At 70.1% G+C, this 17627-nt stretch carries 16 protein-coding genes; 12 read left to right on the forward strand and 4 right to left on the reverse strand.

Annotated elements, in window-relative coordinates:
- The first annotated feature begins 7 nt into the window (after positions 1–7).
- The 3 genes from BO39_RS08875 to BO39_RS08885 all read left to right on the forward strand — a co-directional run bounded on the left by BO39_RS08875 (position 8) and on the right by BO39_RS08885 (position 3549).
- Positions 8–961, forward strand: a complete 954-nt coding sequence (locus BO39_RS08875; RefSeq protein WP_043832145.1) for an ABC transporter permease — start codon at positions 8–10, stop codon at positions 959–961.
- Positions 958–1863 carry an ABC transporter permease gene (locus tag BO39_RS08880; protein WP_043832147.1) on the forward strand — a complete coding sequence of 302 codons (906 nt, stop codon included), beginning with the start codon at positions 958–960 and terminating at the stop codon, positions 1861–1863. The genes BO39_RS08875 and BO39_RS08880 overlap by 4 nt, the downstream gene beginning before the upstream one ends.
- A 75-nt stretch (positions 1864–1938) precedes the next feature.
- Positions 1939–3549 carry an ABC transporter substrate-binding protein gene (locus tag BO39_RS08885; RefSeq protein WP_043832148.1) on the forward strand — a complete coding sequence of 537 codons (1611 nt, stop codon included), beginning with the start codon at positions 1939–1941 and terminating at the stop codon, positions 3547–3549.
- Between the two features lie 40 nt (positions 3550–3589).
- Here BO39_RS08885 and BO39_RS08890 read toward each other — a convergent pair whose 3' ends face one another.
- Positions 3590–5188, reverse strand: coding sequence for a zinc-binding metallopeptidase family protein (locus BO39_RS08890; RefSeq protein ID WP_043832150.1), 1599 nt, complete (start codon positions 5186–5188; stop codon positions 3590–3592).
- Between the two features lie 71 nt (positions 5189–5259).
- Positions 5260–6156, reverse strand: coding sequence for a DUF4189 domain-containing protein (locus BO39_RS08895; RefSeq protein ID WP_156963597.1), 897 nt, complete (start codon positions 6154–6156; stop codon positions 5260–5262).
- 87 nt (positions 6157–6243) lie between these two features.
- Here BO39_RS08895 and BO39_RS08900 point away from each other — a divergent pair, with 87 nt between their 5' ends.
- Complete coding sequence (locus tag BO39_RS08900) at positions 6244–8112, forward strand: transglycosylase domain-containing protein (protein ID WP_084697975.1); 1869 nt, start codon at positions 6244–6246, stop codon at positions 8110–8112.
- A 37-nt stretch (positions 8113–8149) separates the two neighbouring features.
- Positions 8150–8719 (forward strand): hypothetical protein, encoded by a 570-nt coding sequence (locus BO39_RS08905; RefSeq protein ID WP_043832152.1) that lies wholly within the window; start codon positions 8150–8152, stop codon positions 8717–8719.
- Positions 8720–8723: 4 nt separating this feature from the next.
- On the opposite strand, the gene lhpI is transcribed toward BO39_RS08905, so the two are convergent.
- Complete coding sequence (gene lhpI, locus BO39_RS08910) at positions 8724–9689, reverse strand: bifunctional Delta(1)-pyrroline-2-carboxylate/Delta(1)-piperideine-2-carboxylate reductase (RefSeq protein ID WP_245615051.1); 966 nt, start codon at positions 9687–9689, stop codon at positions 8724–8726.
- A gap of 220 nt (positions 9690–9909) precedes the next feature.
- Here lhpI and BO39_RS08915 point away from each other — a divergent pair, with 220 nt between their 5' ends.
- The 7 genes from BO39_RS08915 (at position 9910) to BO39_RS08945 (ending at position 17142) form a co-directional block, all read left to right on the forward strand.
- On the forward strand, positions 9910–10965 hold the full coding sequence (locus BO39_RS08915) for an amino acid ABC transporter substrate-binding protein (RefSeq protein ID WP_052401839.1): 1056 nt from the start codon (positions 9910–9912) through the stop codon (positions 10963–10965).
- A gap of 77 nt (positions 10966–11042) precedes the next feature.
- Positions 11043–12245, forward strand: coding sequence for an amino acid ABC transporter permease (locus tag BO39_RS08920; RefSeq protein ID WP_043832154.1), 1203 nt, complete (start codon positions 11043–11045; stop codon positions 12243–12245).
- A 13-nt stretch (positions 12246–12258) separates the two neighbouring features.
- On the forward strand, positions 12259–13401 hold the full coding sequence (locus BO39_RS08925; RefSeq protein WP_043832155.1) for an amino acid ABC transporter permease: 1143 nt from the start codon (positions 12259–12261) through the stop codon (positions 13399–13401).
- 35 nt (positions 13402–13436) lie between these two features.
- On the forward strand, positions 13437–14228 hold the full coding sequence (locus tag BO39_RS08930) for an amino acid ABC transporter ATP-binding protein (protein WP_043832157.1): 792 nt from the start codon (positions 13437–13439) through the stop codon (positions 14226–14228).
- Between the two features lie 114 nt (positions 14229–14342).
- Positions 14343–16223, forward strand: coding sequence for a potassium transporter Kup (locus BO39_RS08935; RefSeq protein WP_281175535.1), 1881 nt, complete (start codon positions 14343–14345; stop codon positions 16221–16223).
- 27 nt (positions 16224–16250) lie between these two features.
- Positions 16251–16616, forward strand: a complete 366-nt coding sequence (locus BO39_RS08940) for a hypothetical protein (protein WP_043832159.1) — start codon at positions 16251–16253, stop codon at positions 16614–16616.
- Between the two features lie 160 nt (positions 16617–16776).
- Positions 16777–17142 (forward strand): hypothetical protein, encoded by a 366-nt coding sequence (locus tag BO39_RS08945; RefSeq protein WP_043832161.1) that lies wholly within the window; start codon positions 16777–16779, stop codon positions 17140–17142.
- On the opposite strand, the gene BO39_RS08950 is transcribed toward BO39_RS08945, so the two are convergent.
- Positions 17130–17540 (reverse strand): MarR family transcriptional regulator, encoded by a 411-nt coding sequence (locus tag BO39_RS08950; RefSeq protein WP_043832163.1) that lies wholly within the window; start codon positions 17538–17540, stop codon positions 17130–17132. The two genes, BO39_RS08945 and BO39_RS08950, sit on opposite strands and share 13 nt — an antisense overlap.
- Positions 17541–17627 lie beyond the last annotated feature (87 nt).

Raw genomic sequence — 17627 nt, forward strand, 5'->3', positions numbered from 1 at the left:
GGGAACCATGCTTCTCTACCTCATCCGCCGCGTGCTCTACGCCGTGCCGATCGCGCTGGCCGTCGGGCTCGTCTGCTTCATGCTGGTGCAGATCGCACCCGGCGATCCCATCAACGCCATCGTGCCCGCCGACGCGCCGCAGGAGGTGGTGGAGCAGGTGCGGCGCGACTACGGGCTGGACAAGCCGCTTCCCGTGCAGTTCGGCCTCTGGCTCGGGCGCGTGGTCCAGGGCGACCTCGGCCGCTCGCTCGCCACGGGAAGACCAGTGACGGCGGACCTCGTGCCCGCGGTCGCCAACACCCTCACTCTCGCATTGGTGGCGGCCGGCATCGGCTTCGTCCTCGGCACCTTGCTGGGAACCGTCGCCGCGGTGTTCCGCGGCAGCCTTCTGGACAAGGCGGCCGTGGGGCTGGCCGCCGCGGGCGTCTCGGTGCCGCATTACTGGCTCGGCATGGTGATGGTGGTGCTGTTCAGCGTCACGCTGAACTGGCTGCCCGCCATGGGCGCGGGGCCGGGCGGCTCCGGCGCCTGGGCCTGGGACTGGGCGCACGCGCAGTTCCTCGTGCTGCCCGCCGTCACGCTCTCGGTCATCCCCATGGGCATCGTCACGCGCACCGTGCGCGGCGTGGTGATGGAGCTGCTGAACCAGGACTTCGTGACGACGCTCCGCGGCAAGGGCCTGCGGCGTGGCGGCATCGCCCTGCACGTCGTGAAGAACGCGGCGCCCTCGGTGCTGGCGGTCATGGGGCTGCAGCTCGGCTACCTCATGGGCGGCTCCATCCTCGTGGAGACGGTCTTTTCCTGGCCGGGCACGGGCTTCCTGCTCAACAGCGCCATCTTCCAGCGCGACCTGCCGGTGCTGCAGGGCACCATCCTCGTGCTCGCCATCTTCTTCGTGGCGCTGAACCTGGTCGTGGACCTCGTGCAGACCGCGCTCGACCCCCGGATCCGCCGCGCATGAGCACCACCACCGCGACGCCTGGCACCCTCGTGGTGCCCGCACCCGCCCCCGCGAAGGGGCGCGGCTACTGGCAAGGGGTGGCGCGGCGCCTGTCGCGCGATCCGGTCACGCTGTTCTTCGGCGGCGTGCTGCTGCTGATGGCACTCGCCATCCTCTTCGCACCCTGGATCGCCCCGCACGATCCCTACCAGACGGGCATGATCCGCCGCCTCCGCCCCATCGGCTTCCAGGACTGGCGCTACCCGCTGGGCACGGACGAGCTGGGGCGGGACATGCTGACGCGCCTGCTCTACGGCGGGCGGCTGTCCTGGTTCCTCGGAATTACGCCGGTGCTGATCGCCTTCGCCATCGGCGGCACGCTTGGCGTGGTCGCGGGCTTCGCGGGCGGCTGGGTGAACATGCTGATCATGCGGACCACGGACGTGTTCTACGCCTTCCCCTCGGTGCTGCTGGCGGTCGCTATCTCCGGCGCCCTTGGGCCGGGGATCTCCAACGCCATGCTCTCGCTCACGCTCGTCTTCATCCCGCAGATCATCCGCGTGGCCGAGAGCACGACGACCTCCGTGCGCAACCTCGACTACGTGGAATCGGCGCGGGCGAGCGGGGCCGGCGCCTTCACCATCGTGCGGGCCCATGTGCTGCCCAACGTGCTCGGCCCGATCTTCGTCTATGCGACGAGCCTCATCAGCGTCTCGATGATCCTCGCCTCGGGCCTCTCCTTTCTCGGCCTCGGCACGAAGCCGCCCGAGCCCGAATGGGGATTGATGCTGAACACGCTGCGCACCGCGATCTACAGCCAGCCACTGATCGCCATGCTGCCCGGCCTCTGCATCTTCCTGACGAGCATGTGCTTCAACATGGTCAGCGACGGCCTGCGCTCGGCCATGGACGTGCGCGGATAGGAAGGCCGTCCCGGCACAGGCATTGCTTTCCCCGGTTACCGAAGCCGTGACCGCACCCGTTCTGGAGCCACCTGCATGACCTTGTCGCGCCGCGCCCTGCTGGGCGCCACGGGCCTCGTCGGCCTTCCCTCCGGCCTCCTCCTGCCCGAGGCCAGCGCCCAGTCCGAGCGGGTGCTGCGCTACGGCATTTCCATGGCCGACATCCCACTCACCGCCGGCCAGCCCGACCGCGGCGCCGGCGCCTACCAGTTCACGGGCCACACGATCTACGACCCGCTCGTCGCCTGGGAGATGGACGTGGCCGACCGCCCGGGCAAGCTGGTGCCAGGGCTCGCCACCTCCTGGGAGGCCGATCCCGCCGACCGCAAGCGCTGGACGCTCAAGCTGCGCCAGGGCGTCACCTTCCACGACGGCTCCGCCTTCGACGCCGATGCGGTGATCTGGAACCTCGAGAAGGTGATGAACCCCCAGGCGCCGCATTTCGACCAGCGCCAGGCGGCGCAGGTCCGGCCGCGCCTGCCCTCGCTCGCCGCCTGGAAGAAGCTCGACGCAGGCACGGTGGAGCTGACCACGAAGACGGTGGACAGCCTCTTCCCCTACCAACTTCTCTGGTTCCTCGTCTCCTCCCCCGCGCAGTACGAGAAGCTCGGCCGCTCCTGGGATCGCTTCGCGAGCGAGCCCTCGGGCACCGGCCCCTTCAAGCTCGCCCGCCTCGTCCCGCGAGAGCGCGCGGAGCTGGTAAAGAACACCGCCTACTGGAATCCGGCGCGGATGCCGAAGGTGGACCGCGTCGTGCTCGTCTGTGCGCCCGACGCTGTCACGCGCAGCAACGCGCTTCTCTCCGGCCAGGTAGACCTGATCGAGACGCCGGCGCTCGACATGGTGCCGCAGCTGAAGTCGGCCGGGAACCGCGTGGTGGAGAACGTCACCCCGCATGTGTGGAACTACCACCTCTCAATGCTCGAAGGGTCGCCCTGGCGCGACCTGCGGCTGCGGCAGGCGGCGAACCTCGCGATCAACCGCGACGACATCGTCTCGCTCCTCGGCGGCCTCGCAAAGCCGGCGACGGGCGTGGTCGATCCCGCTTCCCCCTGGTACGGCAATCCCTCTTTCAAGGTGCGCTACGACCCCACAGAGGCGCGGCGGCTCGTTCAGGCCGCAGGCTTCTCCCCGCGCAACCCGCTGAAGACAAGGTTCATCATCGCGACCGGCGGCTCGGGGCAGATGCTCTCGATGCCCATGAACGAGTTCATCCAGCAGTCCTGGAAGGAGGTCGGCATCGAGGTCGAGTTCCAGCCGGTGGAGCTGGAGGTGCTCTACACGGCCTGGCGGAACGGCGCGGCCCATGAATCGATGCGCGGCATCACCGCCAACAACGTGGCCTATGTCACGTCCGATCCCCTCTACGCCCTCGTCCGCTTCTTCCACTCGAAGCAGGTGGCGCCGGTCGGCGTGAACTGGTCCCACTACAGCGACGCGGAGACGGACGGCTTCATCGACCAGGCGATGCAGTCCTTCGACCCGGCGGAGCAGGACCGGCTGATGGCGCGGGTGCACGAGCGGGTTGTGGATCAGGCGCTGCTCGTCTTCGTGGCCCACGACACCAACCCGCATGTGCTGGGCCGCAACGTCCGGAACTACGTGCAGGCGCAGCACTGGTTCCAGGATCTCACGACTCTCGCCTGAGCCGAGGGCGCACGGGTTCCGGCCCGCGCGCGCCCTTCGGTCAGATCGGCTCGCCGGCGCCCGTGCCGTGGCGCGGCGTGGGGAAGGTCCATTCCTCGCCGCGCGGCGTTGTGACGTATTCGGGCCAGCGCAGGTCCACGGGCGGCTCAAAATCCGGCGGCAGCAGCGGCCCGACCCATTCCGTGCCGCCGACGCCGCCGCCTGTGCGCTCGCGGAACTCCGCCTGCGTCGCCTCCAGCGCGCCGGGCTTCGTGGCCAGGTCCACCATCGTCAGCGCCATGGTCTTCGCGGCCACGAACATCCCGGGATCGACGGCGGCGGGCAGCCCGCCGAGCGCGTTATAGGCCCAGTTCGGATAGGCATAGCCGGCCGAGGGCGCCCGCAGCCTCGGGCGCGCCGCCAGCAGCCGCACCGTCGGGCAGTGCCAGGAATACTCCACGTAGTCGTCGGCGCTGAGATGCGTCTGCCAGCCCGCGAGGCTGCGGCGCAGCCCGGCGTCGTTCTCGGCCGGCGTCGTCAGCGTGCTCACACCCGGGATGAAGGGATCCTCCATCGGCTCCAGGCCGAGGTTCCGCTGAATATCGCGCGCGAAGCTGAGCGCGTCTTCGCCATAAACAGGAGCGCCGACCGCCTGGAGGTTCTCCCAGGTCAGCGCCGTCAGCGCCGCATTCGGCAGCCCCACGCGCGTCTTCGTCACCCAGCGCACATGCGCGCGGCAGCCCGTCGCCATCGCCGCCGACTTCGCGTTGTTCGCCAGCACGCGCCAGATCTGCTCCTGGATCGCCAGCGAGGAGGAGCGCCAGGAGTACTGAATCTGGCTGAAGCGCGGCGCGAGGTTGTCCGAGGTGGCGCCGGCATCGCCGAGCACGTACTCGTTCAGCGTCCAGGAACCGCTGTGCGGGAACATCGCCTCCTTCGTGTACTTCGTCGTCGTGTACATGAGGCACATCGCATCCAGCGCGCCCGGGGAGCGCGCCACGGCGTGCGCCGCCTGCGTCGGCATCAGCGAGGGATCGACCCAACCCTCCGGGTTCTCCGCCTCGAAGGTGATCACGGCGCTCCAGTAGCTGCCGAAGTGGATCTCGCCCGTCACGGTGTTGCTCGGCCAGGGGTGCCAGACCACGGCCGCGTCCAGCCCGTCGTAATAGCCCTTCGCGGCATGGATCGGCTTCGAGCCGCAGACCTTCTCCGCCGGTTCGCCGAAGAGCTTCAGCGTGGCGGGAACGCCGTGCTGCTCGAAGGCCGCCTTCGTCCCGAGCATGGCCGCCAACGCCGCGGTGCCGAGGACGGAGTGCGGATCGGTATGCCCGGCGGCGTAAGGATGCAGCCCCGCGCGCGGCGCCGGATAGGGCACCACCCTCTGCGAATTGCCGGGAACCGCGTCGTATTCCGAGAAGCCGGCCAGCACCGGCCCGCCCTCCCCCCAGCGAGCCGCGAAGGCGGTCGGCATCTCGCCCGAGCCCTCCTCCACCGCGAAGCCCTCCGCGCGCAGGATCTCGGCATAGGCCTGGAGGGAACGGTACTCGCGCCAGGCGGGCTCCGCGAATTCCCAGATGCGGGCGCAGAAGGCGGAAAGCCGCGCCTCGTTGCGCCCGATCCAATCGAGGGCGGATTGGCGGACGGCGTTCGGTTCGGTCATCGCGGGGCGCGGCTCCTGCTGGCGGGCACCACCGCAGGCTAGGGCCGTCGGGCGTCGCGGTGAATCCCCGCTCAGCCCGCGCAGCGCGTCTCCGTGATGCGGCAGGAGGCACCGGGGCCGATCCGCACGCAACTCTGCGTCGCCTGGCGCTCCGCCTCCTCGCGCGTCGGGCCGGTGCCGATGGCCGCGCCGGCGACGATGAAGGTGCTGGGATGTTCGGTCATCACCAAGGCGCCCCGGTTGCGCAGGGCATGGGCGACGGAAGCGCAGCGGTCGGTGAAGTCGGCGGCCGTGCGGCAGGCGACGCCGACCGCGCCGAGGCAGGCCGCCTCCGCCCCGCGATGGGCCACGAGGCGATCGGCCGCGCCCACGACCAACCCGTAGTTGCGCGAGGGCGCCGGGGCCAGGTGGATGGCACCGAAGCCCGCCGGCCCGCCTTGGGGCCCAGCCGTTGGGGTGGCAGCAGCTGGGATCGCCGCCTGCGCCCCCATGATCGAGGCAAGCAGCGAGGAGGCCGGCTGCGCCTGCGCGGGGCGCGGCGTGCCCCCTGCCGCGGCCGTCGCCGCCTCTCCCCGCGCGCCGGCGCTCCGGGCGCGCGCCGCTTCCTGCCTCCCCCGCGCCCGCTGCGCCGCCGTGCGCGGCCCAGGCTGGGGAGCCGGGGCGGAGGCCGGGCGGCCCGCGCCGGGCCCGAGGGTCCAGGGCGTCTGCGGCATGGGCATGATGGTGGCCGCGGTGACATTGGCGCTGCCCAGCGCCGCAGCGCGAGCGGCACAGCGGACAAGACAGGTCTGGACGCTGATCGGATTCTGGGCGGGCTCGACGAACTGGGCGCCGCACTCCATCCGGCACATTGCCGGGTCCGGGGCCGCCGCGGCCGGGGCCAGAAGAAGGCCAGGGAGAAACGAGAGTCCAAAGGCGAGCCGCAGGGCCGCCATGATCGGCCCCCTGGCAGGACCCTCCCCACTCATTCGGCGCATCCTGCACCTCTTCCTCATGCGGTGCGGTCGCCCGTCGCGTATGCGGGGTTCACAGCGCCATGCTAGGATCGGTGTGCCATGCCACGGGCCACGATCGCAACTATTCCGCGTCCGGTTGGATCGCGACGCGCGCGCCCAGCGGCCCCCAGCCCTGGTCCGCAGCCTCCCCCGGCGCCCCTGCCCCCGGCGGTGCGGGCGCGGCGGCGCGTCGCGCGCCGGATCGCTGCCTGGGCGCTGATGCTCACCATCTGGGGCGGGCTCGCGCTCGGCCTCCTCCTACTCGTCTTCGCCTGGGACCTGCCGCGGCCGGAGGCGGCGCTGGAGACCACGCGCCGCCCCTCCGTAACGCTGGAAGCAGCCGATGGGCGGCTCCTCTCAACGAGCGGGGACCTCTACGGGGAGACGGTGCGCCTGCGGGACCTGCCGCTGCACCTGCCGGCCGCGCTGTTCGCGATCGAGGACCGGCGCTTCCGCTCCCATTTCGGCCTCGATCCCCTCGGCCTGCTGCGGGCGGCCTGGGTGAACATCACCTCCGGCCGCGTGGCGCAGGGCGGATCAACCCTTACGCAGCAATTGGCGAAGAACCTCTTCCTCACGCCGGAGCGTTCCCTCCGCCGCAAGGTGCAGGAGGCGCTGATGGCCCTCTGGCTCGAGAGCCGGTTCACCAAGGACCAGCTTCTCGAGATCTATCTCAACCGCGTCTATCTCGGCGGCGGCGCCTACGGGGTGGACGCGGCGGCGCGGCTTTATTTCGGGGTGCCGGCCCGGCGGCTGACGGTCTGGCAGTCGGCCGTCCTCGCGGGCCTGCCGCGCGCCCCCTCCCGCCTGAACCCGCGGTCCAACCCGCGCGCGGCGGCGGAGCGGGGGGCGGAGGTGCTGCGCGCCATGGCCGCGACCGGCGCGCTGACCTTGGCACAGGCAACGGCGGAGGCCGAGCGCATCGCCTTCCCCGCGCGCCCCTCCCGCGACTCCGGCTGGTTCGCGGACTGGGTGAACGAGGACCTGGCCACCCGCTTCCCGGGCTCCGCCGACCTCACGCTCCGCACCACGCTCGACCTGCGCACCCAGGCCCTGGTGGAGGCCCGGCTGGAGGCGATGCTGGCCGGCCCTGGGGCGGCGGCCGATGCCGGCCAGGGCGCCGTGGTGGTGCTCGACGCATCCACGGGCGCGGTGCGCGCCATGGCGGGCGGGCGGGACTACCGGCGCGGGCCCTTCAACCGGGCGGTCTCGGCGCGTCGACAGCCCGGCTCGGTGTTCAAGCCCTTCGTCTATCTCGCGGCGCTGGAGCACGGCCTCGCCCCCAATTCGACTGTCTCCGACCTGCCGCTGACCCTCGGCCGCTGGTCCCCGGGCAATGGTGGCTGGCGGTCCCGTGGCGACCTGCCGCTGGAGGAGGCGCTGGCCCACAGCGTGAACACCGCGGCCGTGCGCGTCCTCGCCCGCGCGGGCGGCGCGCGGGAGGCGGCCGGCGTCGCCCGCCGGCTGGGCCTCACCGGCCCCTTCCCGAACGACGCGACCATCGCTCTCGGCACCGGGGAGGCGAGCCTGCTGGAGCTGACATCCGCCTTCGCCGCCTTCGCCAATGGTGGGATGCGCGTGGTTCCGCACGGCATCGCCTCCGCCCGCGCGGACGGGCGCCCGGTGTCGGCGGGGCTGATCCCCCCCGCCCGCGCCATCGGGTCGGACGATGTGGCCGCCATCCGCCGGATGCTGGAGGCCGTGGTCTCCCGCGGCTCCGGCCGCGCCGCCGCCGTGCCGGGCCGCGCGGTCGCGGGAAAGACCGGCACGACGCAGGATTTCCGGGACGCTTGGTTCATCGGTTTTTCAGGCAACAGCGTTATTGGTGTTTGGGTCGGCAACGACGACGCCACCCCGATGGACGACGTGCGCGGCGGAACGCTGCCCGCGCGCCTGTTCCACGACATAATGGAGGGACTTCCAAGATGATCACCCCCCCGGGCCGCCCCGCGCGGGGGCATCCCTGATGCCCATCGACGACGCCGCGCACGACGAGCTTCCGGCGGGCGAGCAGGCCATGGCGATGCTGCTGCGCCCGGTGCGCCATGCCGTGAACAACCTGTCGATGGTGATGAACGCCAATCTCGACGCGGCCGTGCCCCAGCTCGTCGAGGGGGAGCGGCTGACGCGCCAGGTCCTGCGGGCGCGGGAGGCGGCGGTGGCCTATGACAGCCTCGTCCGCGGCTTTCTCTCGCTCGGCCGGGAGGAGGGAATGAAAGGCGCGGTGGCCGGGCGCTTCCTGCAGGACCTCATGCCCCTTCTCTCCCTTGCCGCCGGCGGCCCGCTGGAGCTTGAAGGCAAGGAGTCCGCCACCATCCTCCGGCGGCGCACGCCGACCCTGGAAGGCGCGCTCATCCTTGCCGCCTCGGGCGCCCGGTCTCTGGCCACCGGGCCGCTGCCGCCGCTGCGGCTCGAGGGAGCCCGGCTCGGCATGGGCTGGCCGCTGCCACCGGAGGCCCAGGCCGCGCTGGAGGGCCTGGGCGCGACGATCGAGCCCGCCGGCGAGGGCGTGGTGATCGCCCTTCCGACGGGATAAGGCCCTATTCCCGCGCCGCCCCCTCCACCGCGCCCTCATAGGCGAGGATGGCGGCCGCCAGGTCCTCGCCTGCCCAGCCGACGGACTTGAAGACGGTGACCTCCCCCGGGTTCCGCCGGCCCGGATGCTCCCCGCGGACGAGTTCCGCGAGGTCGGCCGCGATATGGGCGGCGTCGAAGGCCCCCTCCGCGATCGCCTGCACGACGTCCCCGGCCTCGGCCAGCGCGCCCGCGCGGGTGTCCACGGCGAGGGTGGCGCGGGCAAGGAGGGCCGCATCCGATTCGCGCATCTCCGGCCGGAAGGCGCCGACGAGGTCCACATGCGTGCCCGGCCGCACCACCTCCCCTTTCACCAGCGGCGCGCGGGAGAGGGTAGCGGCGGAGATGATGTCCGCCTCGCCGGGATTCGGGTCCGCCACCGCCCGCCCCGGATGGCCCTCGGCGCGAAGGCGCGCGGCCAGCCGCTCCGCCCGCCCGGCATCGCGCGACCAGACGGCGATATCCTCGATTGGGAAGGCGGCGGGATAGGCCGAGCCGAGGGCATGGGCCACCTTGCCGCTGCCGAGCAGCAGCAGGCGCCGGCTGTCCGGCCGCGCCAGGTGCCGCGCCGCCAGCACGCTCGCGGCCGCGGTGCGGCGGTCGGTCAGCGCCCCGCCGTCGAGCAGCGCAAGCGGCGCGCCGCTTCCCGCGTCCGAAAGAAGATAGGCGGCGTTCACGGCGGGCGTGTGGCCGGGCGCCACGTGCACGATCTTCACCCCGGTGTAGCGGCCCGCCTGCCAGGCGGGCATCAGCAGCAGGCTGTTCCGCTCCGCTCCTTCCGCCCAAGCATGGGCATGGCGCAGCGGCGCCTCGCAGCCGGTGCGAAACATCGCGCCGATTGCCTCCAGCAGCGCGGACCAGGGGAGAAGGGCCTCCACGCGGGCATGGTCGAGATGAAGCAGCCTGGCCTCCTTCGTCATCGGCCACGGCACGGCACTTGCCTCAGCGCGTGCCGTGGCCGATCCGAACAACAACCGCTTCAGCCTGCCTCCCCCTGCCCCTCGCCGGAAGTCCGGCGGGGCGGATTTGCCGCGGGCACGCCGGGACGCTAAGGGGCTGCCCCGCGATCCGCGCAATCCCGCGTTGATCGAGGCACATCCCTGGCGCAGCATGCGCCGAGGGGCGACCCTTACGCGTTTCACGGAGATACGGATGAATTTGCAGCCCTTGCGGCTCGCCACGTTCGGCTTTTTCGGCGCCGTCGCCCTGACGGCGCTGGGTGCCCTCCCGGCCCAGGCCCAAGCCCCGGCCGCGCCCGGCGCGTCCACCCTCGACGCGATCAAGGCGCGCGGCACCCTCGTCTGCGGCACCAACACCGGCCTGGCGGGCTTCGCCCAGCCGGACAGCCAGGGCGTGTGGCGCGGCTTCGACGTGGAGTACTGCCGCGCCCTCGCCGCGGCCATCTTCAACGACCCGAACAAGGTCCGCTACGTCCCGACCACCGCGCAGAGCCGCTTCACCGCGCTGCAGTCGGGCGAGGTGGATGTCCTGGCGCGCAACACGACCTGGACCCTCTCGCGCGACACGAGCCTCGGCCTCGATTTCGCGGCGGTGAACTTCTTTGACGGCCAGGGCTTCATGGTGAAGACCTCGACCGGCGTGAAGACCGCCAAGGAGCTGGGCGGCGCCACCATCTGCGTCCAGCCCGGCACCACCACCGAGCAGAACCTGACGGACTGGGCCCGCGCGAACAACGTGCAGTTCACCCCCGTGGTGATCGAGCGCCTGGAGGAGCTGGTCAGCGCCTATGCCGCCGGCCGCTGCGACGCCTTCACGACGGACGTGTCCGGCCTCGCCGCCACCCGCTCCAGCCAGCCCAACCCCGCCGAGCACACGATCCTGCCGGACGTGATCTCGAAGGAGCCGCTCGGCCCGCTGATCCGCCACGGCGACCAGCGCTTCACCGACCTCGTCCGCTGGACGCACTTCGCCCTCGTCGCTTCCGAGGAACTGGGCGTCACCCAGGCGAACGTCGCGCAGATGGCCGCCAACGACACCCGTCCCGAGGTGCAGCGCATGCTCGGCAAGAACGGCGGGCTCGGGCAGATGCTCGGCGTGCCGAATGATTGGGTGGTGAACGTCATCCGGGCGACCGGCAACTACGGCGAAATGTTCGCGCGCCACCTCGCGCCCATCGGGATCCAGCGCGGGCCGAACGCGCTCTGGAACACGCCGGGCGGCCAGCAATACGCGATGCCCTTCCGCTGAACCGACCCCCGGGAGGGCCCCAGGCGGGCCCTCCCGGACACGACCCGGCCGTAGATTAGAGAAGACGAGGCCCCTGGATGTCGCAGAGCGCCACCGACCCGCGGCAGTTCCGCGCCCCGCCGAAGAAACCGCTGCGCCTTTCCTGGGCGGATGAGCGGGTGCGCGCCATCTTCTGGCAGGTGCTAATCGTCGGCATCGTCGTCGCCGTCGTCTGGTGGCTGGTGCGGAACACCCAGCACAACCTCGAGGTCCGGCGCATCGCGACCGGCTTCGGCTTCCTCCAGCGGGAAGCGGGGCTGCCGATCGGCGAATCGCTGATCCAGTATACCCCGGCCAGCACCTATCTTCGCGCTCTGACCGTCGGCGTGCTGAACACGCTGAAGGTGGCGGTGGTCGGCATCATCCTCGCTACCATCCTCGGCACGCTGATCGGCATCGCGCGGCTCTCGAAGAACTGGCTGCTGTCGAAGGTCGCGGCGACCTATGTCGAGGTGATCCGCGACATCCCGCTGCTGCTGCAGCTGCTGTTCTGGTACACGATGCTCCAGGGCCTGCCCGGTCCGCGGCAGGCCCTGAACCCGGTCACGGGCATCTTTCTCTCCAACCGCGGGCTGCGCCTGCCCTTCCTCGACTGGGAGGCCGGGCATAGCTGGGGCCTGGTCGCCTTCGTTGTGGGCTGCTGCGGGCTCTATATCTATGGCAAGGCGATGCGCCGCCGGCAGATGCAGGACGGCCAACCGCGCCCTGTCTGGCCGGCCGCCCTCGGCTTCCTGATTGTGCTGCCGCTGGTGGCCTGGTGGCTCGGCGGCGCCCCCTCAGGCATCGAGTGGCCGGCTCTGCGCGGGTTCAACTTCCAGGGCGGCATGTCCGTCAGCCCCGAGTACTTCGCCCTTCTCGTCGGCCTGACCACCTACACCGCGGGCTTCATCGCCGAGATCGTCCGCGCCGGCATCCAGGCGGTGGCCAAGGGCCAGTGGGAGGCGGCGCAGGCGCTGGGCCTCAAGCCCGGCGTGGTGCTGCGCCAGATCGTCCTGCCCCAGGCGCTGCGGGTCATTATCCCGCCGATGACGAGCCAGTTCCTGAACCTGACGAAGAACTCCTCCCTCGCGGTCGCCATCGGCTACCAGGACATCGTTTCCATCGCGAACACGACGCTGAACCAGACAGGCCAGGCGATCGAGGGCATCGCCATTATCATGCTCGTCTACCTCACCATCTCCCTTTCCATCAGCCTGTTCATGAACTGGTACAACTCGCGCATCGCCCTGGTCGAGCGCTGAGGAGGGCTCCCGGATGAGCGACATTTCCCTCGGAAGCTCGGTGGCCGGCGTGCCGGAGGCGGTGCCGCGTCAGCCGCCGGCGCTGACCACCGGCCCCGTCGCCTGGCTGCGCGCCAATCTCTTCTCCTCCTGGCTGAACACCGCGCTCACGCTGGTGCTCGCCTATTTCATCGTGCGATGGGCGATCGGCTTCATCGACTGGGCCTTCATCAACGCCATTTGGTCGGTGCCGAACAGCCAGACCCAGGCCTGCCGTGCCCTCAAGGGATCGGACCATCCCGGCGCCTGCTGGGCCGTGATCACGGAGAAGCACCGCTTCATCCTCTTCGGCACCTATCCTTACGAGCAGCACTGGCGCCCGGCGGTGGTCTGCGTGCTCTTCACCGCGCTCTTCGTCGTCTCAGCGATGCGACGCTTCTGGCGCTGGGAGTTGGCGATCGTCTGGGCCGTCACGCTCATCACCATCGGGGTGCTGATGTGGGGCGGCGTACTCGGCCTCGAATACGTGCCGCAGGAGCGCTGGGGCGGCCTGCCCATCACGCTCATCCTTTCGACCTTCGGCCTCGCATTCGCCTTCCCGCTAGCCATCCTGGTCGCGCTCGGGCGGCGCTCCTCCATGCCGGCCATCCGCGTGCTCTGCATCGCCTATGTCGAGCTCATCCGCGGCGTGCCGCTGATCAGCCTTCTGTTCATGGCCAGCGTCATGTTCCCCCTCTTCCTTCCAGAGGGGATCAACATCGACAAGCTGCTGCGCGCCCAGGTGGCGGTGATCCTCTTCGCCGGCGCCTACCTTGCCGAGGTGGTCCGCGGCGGGCTCCAGGCCCTGCCGAAGGGCCAGTACGAGGCGGCCGACGCGCTCGGCCTCAGCTACTGGCACAAGACCGGCTTCATCATCCTGCCCCAGGCGCTGCGGCTGGTGATTCCGCCGCTGGTGAACACCTTCATCGGCTTCTTCAAGGACACGTCGCTGGTGCTGATCATCGGCATCTTCGATCTGCTGACGGCCGGCAAGACCTCCATCGTGGAGCCGGCCTGGCAGGGCTTCGGCGTAGAGGTCTACATCGCCATCTCGCTCATCTACTTCGTCTACTGCTTCGCCATGTCCCGCTACAGCCAGAACCTGGAGGCGGAGCTGAACCGCCACCGCGTCCGCTGAACCCCCCTCCCCCGCCCGGATCCCAGGAACAGCCCATGAGCGCCGCCCTCGCCGAAGGCCACATCGCATCCGCCGTCCGTACCGACGGCACGCCGGCCATCCAGCTCGACAAGGTCAACAAGTGGTACGGCTCGATGCACGTGCTGCGCGACATCTCCCTCCAGGTCGCGACGGGGGAGCGGGTGGTGGTCTGCGGCCCCTCGGGCTCAGGCAAGTCCACCATGATCCGCTGCATCAACCGCCTGGAGCAGCACCAGGAGGGGCGCATCCTGGTCGACGGCACGGAGCTGACCGACGACGTCCGCTCGCTGGATGCCATCCGGCGCGAGGTCGGGATGGTCTTCCAGTCCTTCAACCTCTTCCCGCACCTGACCATCCTCGAGAACTGCACCCTGGCCCCGATCTGGGTCCGCCGCATGCCGAAGAAGCAGGCGGAGGAGCTGGCCATGGAGTACCTGCGCCGCGTGAAGATCCCGGAGCAGGCGAACAAGTACCCCGGCCAGCTCTCGGGCGGGCAGCAGCAGCGCGTGGCCATCGCCCGGGCGCTCTGCATGAAGCCCAAGATCATGCTCTTCGACGAGCCGACCTCGGCGCTGGACCCCGAGATGATCAAGGAGGTGCTGGACACCATGGTAGGCCTCGCCGAGGACGGCATGACCATGGTGGTGGTGACCCACGAGATGGGCTTCGCCCAGCAGGTCGCCGACCGCGTGATCTTCATGGACCGCGGCGAGGTGGTGGAACAGGGTCCGCCGGAGCAGATCTTCAACCGCCCCTCGACCGACCGGCTGAAGCTCTTCCTCTCGCAGATCCTGCGCGGGCACTAGCCCCGCCAGGCGGCGCCTGGCCGGCCCCCTGCAACCCTGTGGCGGGGCCGGGGGTTGCAGCGTCCTGGGTGGCGGCCCTATGCCGCCGGTGACAAAGCATTGCAGGCGAGCAACGTGACATCAGAGGCCACCCATGGCCAGCGGCAGCCGATCACCGCGGCGGCCCTGCTGGGCGTACTCGGCATCGTGTACGGCGATATTGGCACCAGCCCGCTCTACGCCATGCGCGCGGCCCTGTTGCACTTCTCCTCGGATGGGCTGGAGCGCTGGGAGATCCTCGGCGTCCTCAGCCTGATCATCTGGTCACTGATCATCGTCGTGACCGTGAAATACGTCTGGCTCGTGACCCGCGCGGACAACAAGGGGGAAGGCGGCATCCTCGCGCTGATGGCCCTGGCCCAGCGCGCGGCCCGGAGCGAGCGGGGGCGATGGTTCATCATCCTCGTCGGCATCGCCGGCGCCGCCCTCTTCTTCGGTGACGGAACCATCACCCCTGCCATCTCCGTCCTCTCGGCCATGGAAGGGCTGAAGGTTATCTCGCCTGCATTCGAGGGCGCGGTGATCCCCCTGTCCCTCGCGGTGCTGCTGGCGCTCTTCCTCTTCCAGTATCGCGGCACCGGCAGCATGGGCGCGGTCTTCGGGCCAGTGACGGTGGTCTGGTTCGGCGCCATCGGCCTGCTCGGGTTGATCGAGGTGGTGCGGGAACCGGAGGTGTTGCTCGCCCTGTCGCCCCACTACGCCGTGCAGTTCTGCGTCGCCTACCACCTCGCCGCCTTCATCGCGCTCGGCTCCGTCGTGCTGGCGGTGACGGGGGCGGAGGCGCTCTACGCGGATATGGGCCATTTCGGGCGACGGCCGATCCAGCTCGCCTGGCTGGCCTTCGTGCTGCCCGCCCTCGCGCTGAACTATCTCGGCCAGGGCGCACTCCTCCTCGGCGACCGCTCGGCGCTGGAGAACCCCTTCTATCTCCTCGCGCCGGAATGGCTCCGGCTGCCGCTGGTCATCATCGCGACGGCCGCGACCATCATCGCCAGCCAGGCGATGATCTCGGGCGCTTACTCCATCGCCCGGCAATGCGTGCAGCTCGGCTTCCTGCCACGGCTGGTGGTGCGGCACACCAGCGAGACCGAGGAAGGGCAGATCTACATGCCCCAGGTGAACTTCGCCCTTCTCATGGGCGTCCTTATCCTCGTGGTGTCCTTCCATAACTCGGACAGCCTCGCCGCGGCCTATGGGCTTGCCGTCACAGGCACCTTCGTCGCGACCTCCATCCTGGCGGGCCTCGTCTTCCGCCGCATTTTCAACTGGGCCCTGCCGCTGGTCATCGCGGTCTTCACCCCTCTATTCCTTCTCGACCTCTCCTTCTTCCTGTCGAACGTTCTGAAGATCCCGGATGGCGGCTGGGTGCCGCTCGTGCTGGGCGGCGCGATCTTCACCATGATGCTCACCTGGCACCGCGGCCGGAACCTGCTGTTCAGCCGCTTTCGCCAGGACAGCCTGCCGCTGAAATCCTTCCTTGCCCGGCTGCCGCAGTCCCGCACCACCCGGGTGCCCGGCATCGCCGTCTTCATGACCAGCCAGGCCGACTACGTGCCGAATGCGCTGCTGCACAACCTCAAGCACAACAAGGTCCTGCACGAGCGGGTGCTGTTCGTGACGGTCTCGGTGGAGGACGTGCCGCAGGTGCGCAACCGCCGCCATGTGGAGGAGCTGGCGCCCGGCATCCACCGCATCTCGCTCTGCTACGGCTTCCAGGAGAGCCCGAACATTCCGAAGGAGCTGGAGGATCTGCGGGAAGTGGGCGTGAACTATGACCCGATGCAGGCTTCCTACTTCCTCGGGCGGGAGACGGTGGTGGCCTCCGCGATGCCGAAGATGGCGCGCTGGCAACAGTGGCTTTTCGGCATCATGTCGCGCAACTCGGTTCCCGCAACCGAGTTTTTCCGTATTCCCAGTGACCGCGTGGTCGAGCTGGGAGTTCGAGTCGCGATCTAAACGGCCGAGAGGCCACGGAGGTGCCAGATGCCGCTCGTCGTCCTTTCGCCGAGCGGCGGGACCGGCCTGCCAGAGGGCAGCCCGCAGTACCGCTACGAGGTTCGCCTGTCGCTTGACCCTCAGGGTTATCCTGACCCGAAGGCCTGGTACGCCGACCCTGCCCCCTGGCCCGCGCGCCGCTTCTGGCCGGATCAGGGGCTCATGGACGGAGACGTCATCTACGACGAGGATAGTGGCTGGGCGCTGCGCTTCTTCCGCCGCGACGATAGCCCGGTGGATGCGCCGATCCAGGCGGTCATCCGCGGCAGCGCCCCCTGCCGCCCGGGCGAGAACCTCACGATCACGGAGCCCGATGGGCGGGACTATGCCTGGAGGATCGTCGGCGTCAGCTGAGCGGCTCCGTGGTGCCGGGCGGCCCGGCGCCACCTTGCAGCAGCCACCCCGAACCGGGCCGAACCCTATTCGGGCGGGGCTTGACCGCACGACTTCGTGAGGCGACAAATAACGTCGGGCCAGAACCCGGCCACTCGGCCGGAGCCCGGGAACATCACCGATGTCCGCGACTATCCTGCCCTTCGCGCGCGTAGCGGCCACGCACCGGAGCGTGACCCAGGCAGAGCGTGCCCAGGCGGCCGGCTGGGCAGCCCATCAGGCCGCCCGGCTGGGCGGCTCCTGGTGGGTCGAGGCACATGTTGGCGAGGACGACGAGGTATGGCTCGGCGTCGTGACGCCGTCGAGCCTGGGACGCCTGCCCGAGGATCGCACGCTGACCTGGATGATCGCGCACCGTGCGGAGGGCTTCGCCCTCATCGCCATGCCGTCCGGCCGGACCGTGGGGGTTTTCCACAGCCTGGGCCGGCTCCTCACCACGATCGAGAGGCGTGAAGAGACCCCGCGCGGGGTCGCCTACGCTCCCTGATGTGAGACGCGGCGCGTCTCCTGCCGCTCCTGCAGGGGCGGCTGCTCCGAGGCTGTCGCGGTCATCGCGGCCTCACCCATGATCGTATGCATCTCGCGAAGCAGCGCCGCACCCTTAACGGTGCGCTGCACCAGCACGGAGCGCCGATCCTTCGGATCCGTCTTGCGCCGCGCGAGGTCGAGCTCGCCCAGCCGGTCGAGAGCCCGTGTGATTGCGGGCTTCGAAACATTCAGGTCCTTGGCGAGGCCACGAACCGTGTGCGGCCCCTCCCCGAGATAGACGGTCAGGAACACGCCGAGCTGCCGGGCCGAAAGATCGGGCCCATCTCGGCGGACAAGGGCCACGATCGTGTCCCGCAGCATGACGACGAACTCGTCCGGTATGCCTTGCACTGGCATGGGGGTTCCTTCCCGCGGCTGTTTGCGTCGCCCCCGCACCATAAATGATCGGTCGATTACATCAACAAGTCACAAGGCCCGGTTCAG

The organism is Roseomonas aerilata DSM 19363 (assembly GCF_000711725.1).
GTDB classification, from domain to species: Bacteria; Pseudomonadota; Alphaproteobacteria; order Acetobacterales; family Acetobacteraceae; genus Roseomonas; species Roseomonas aerilata.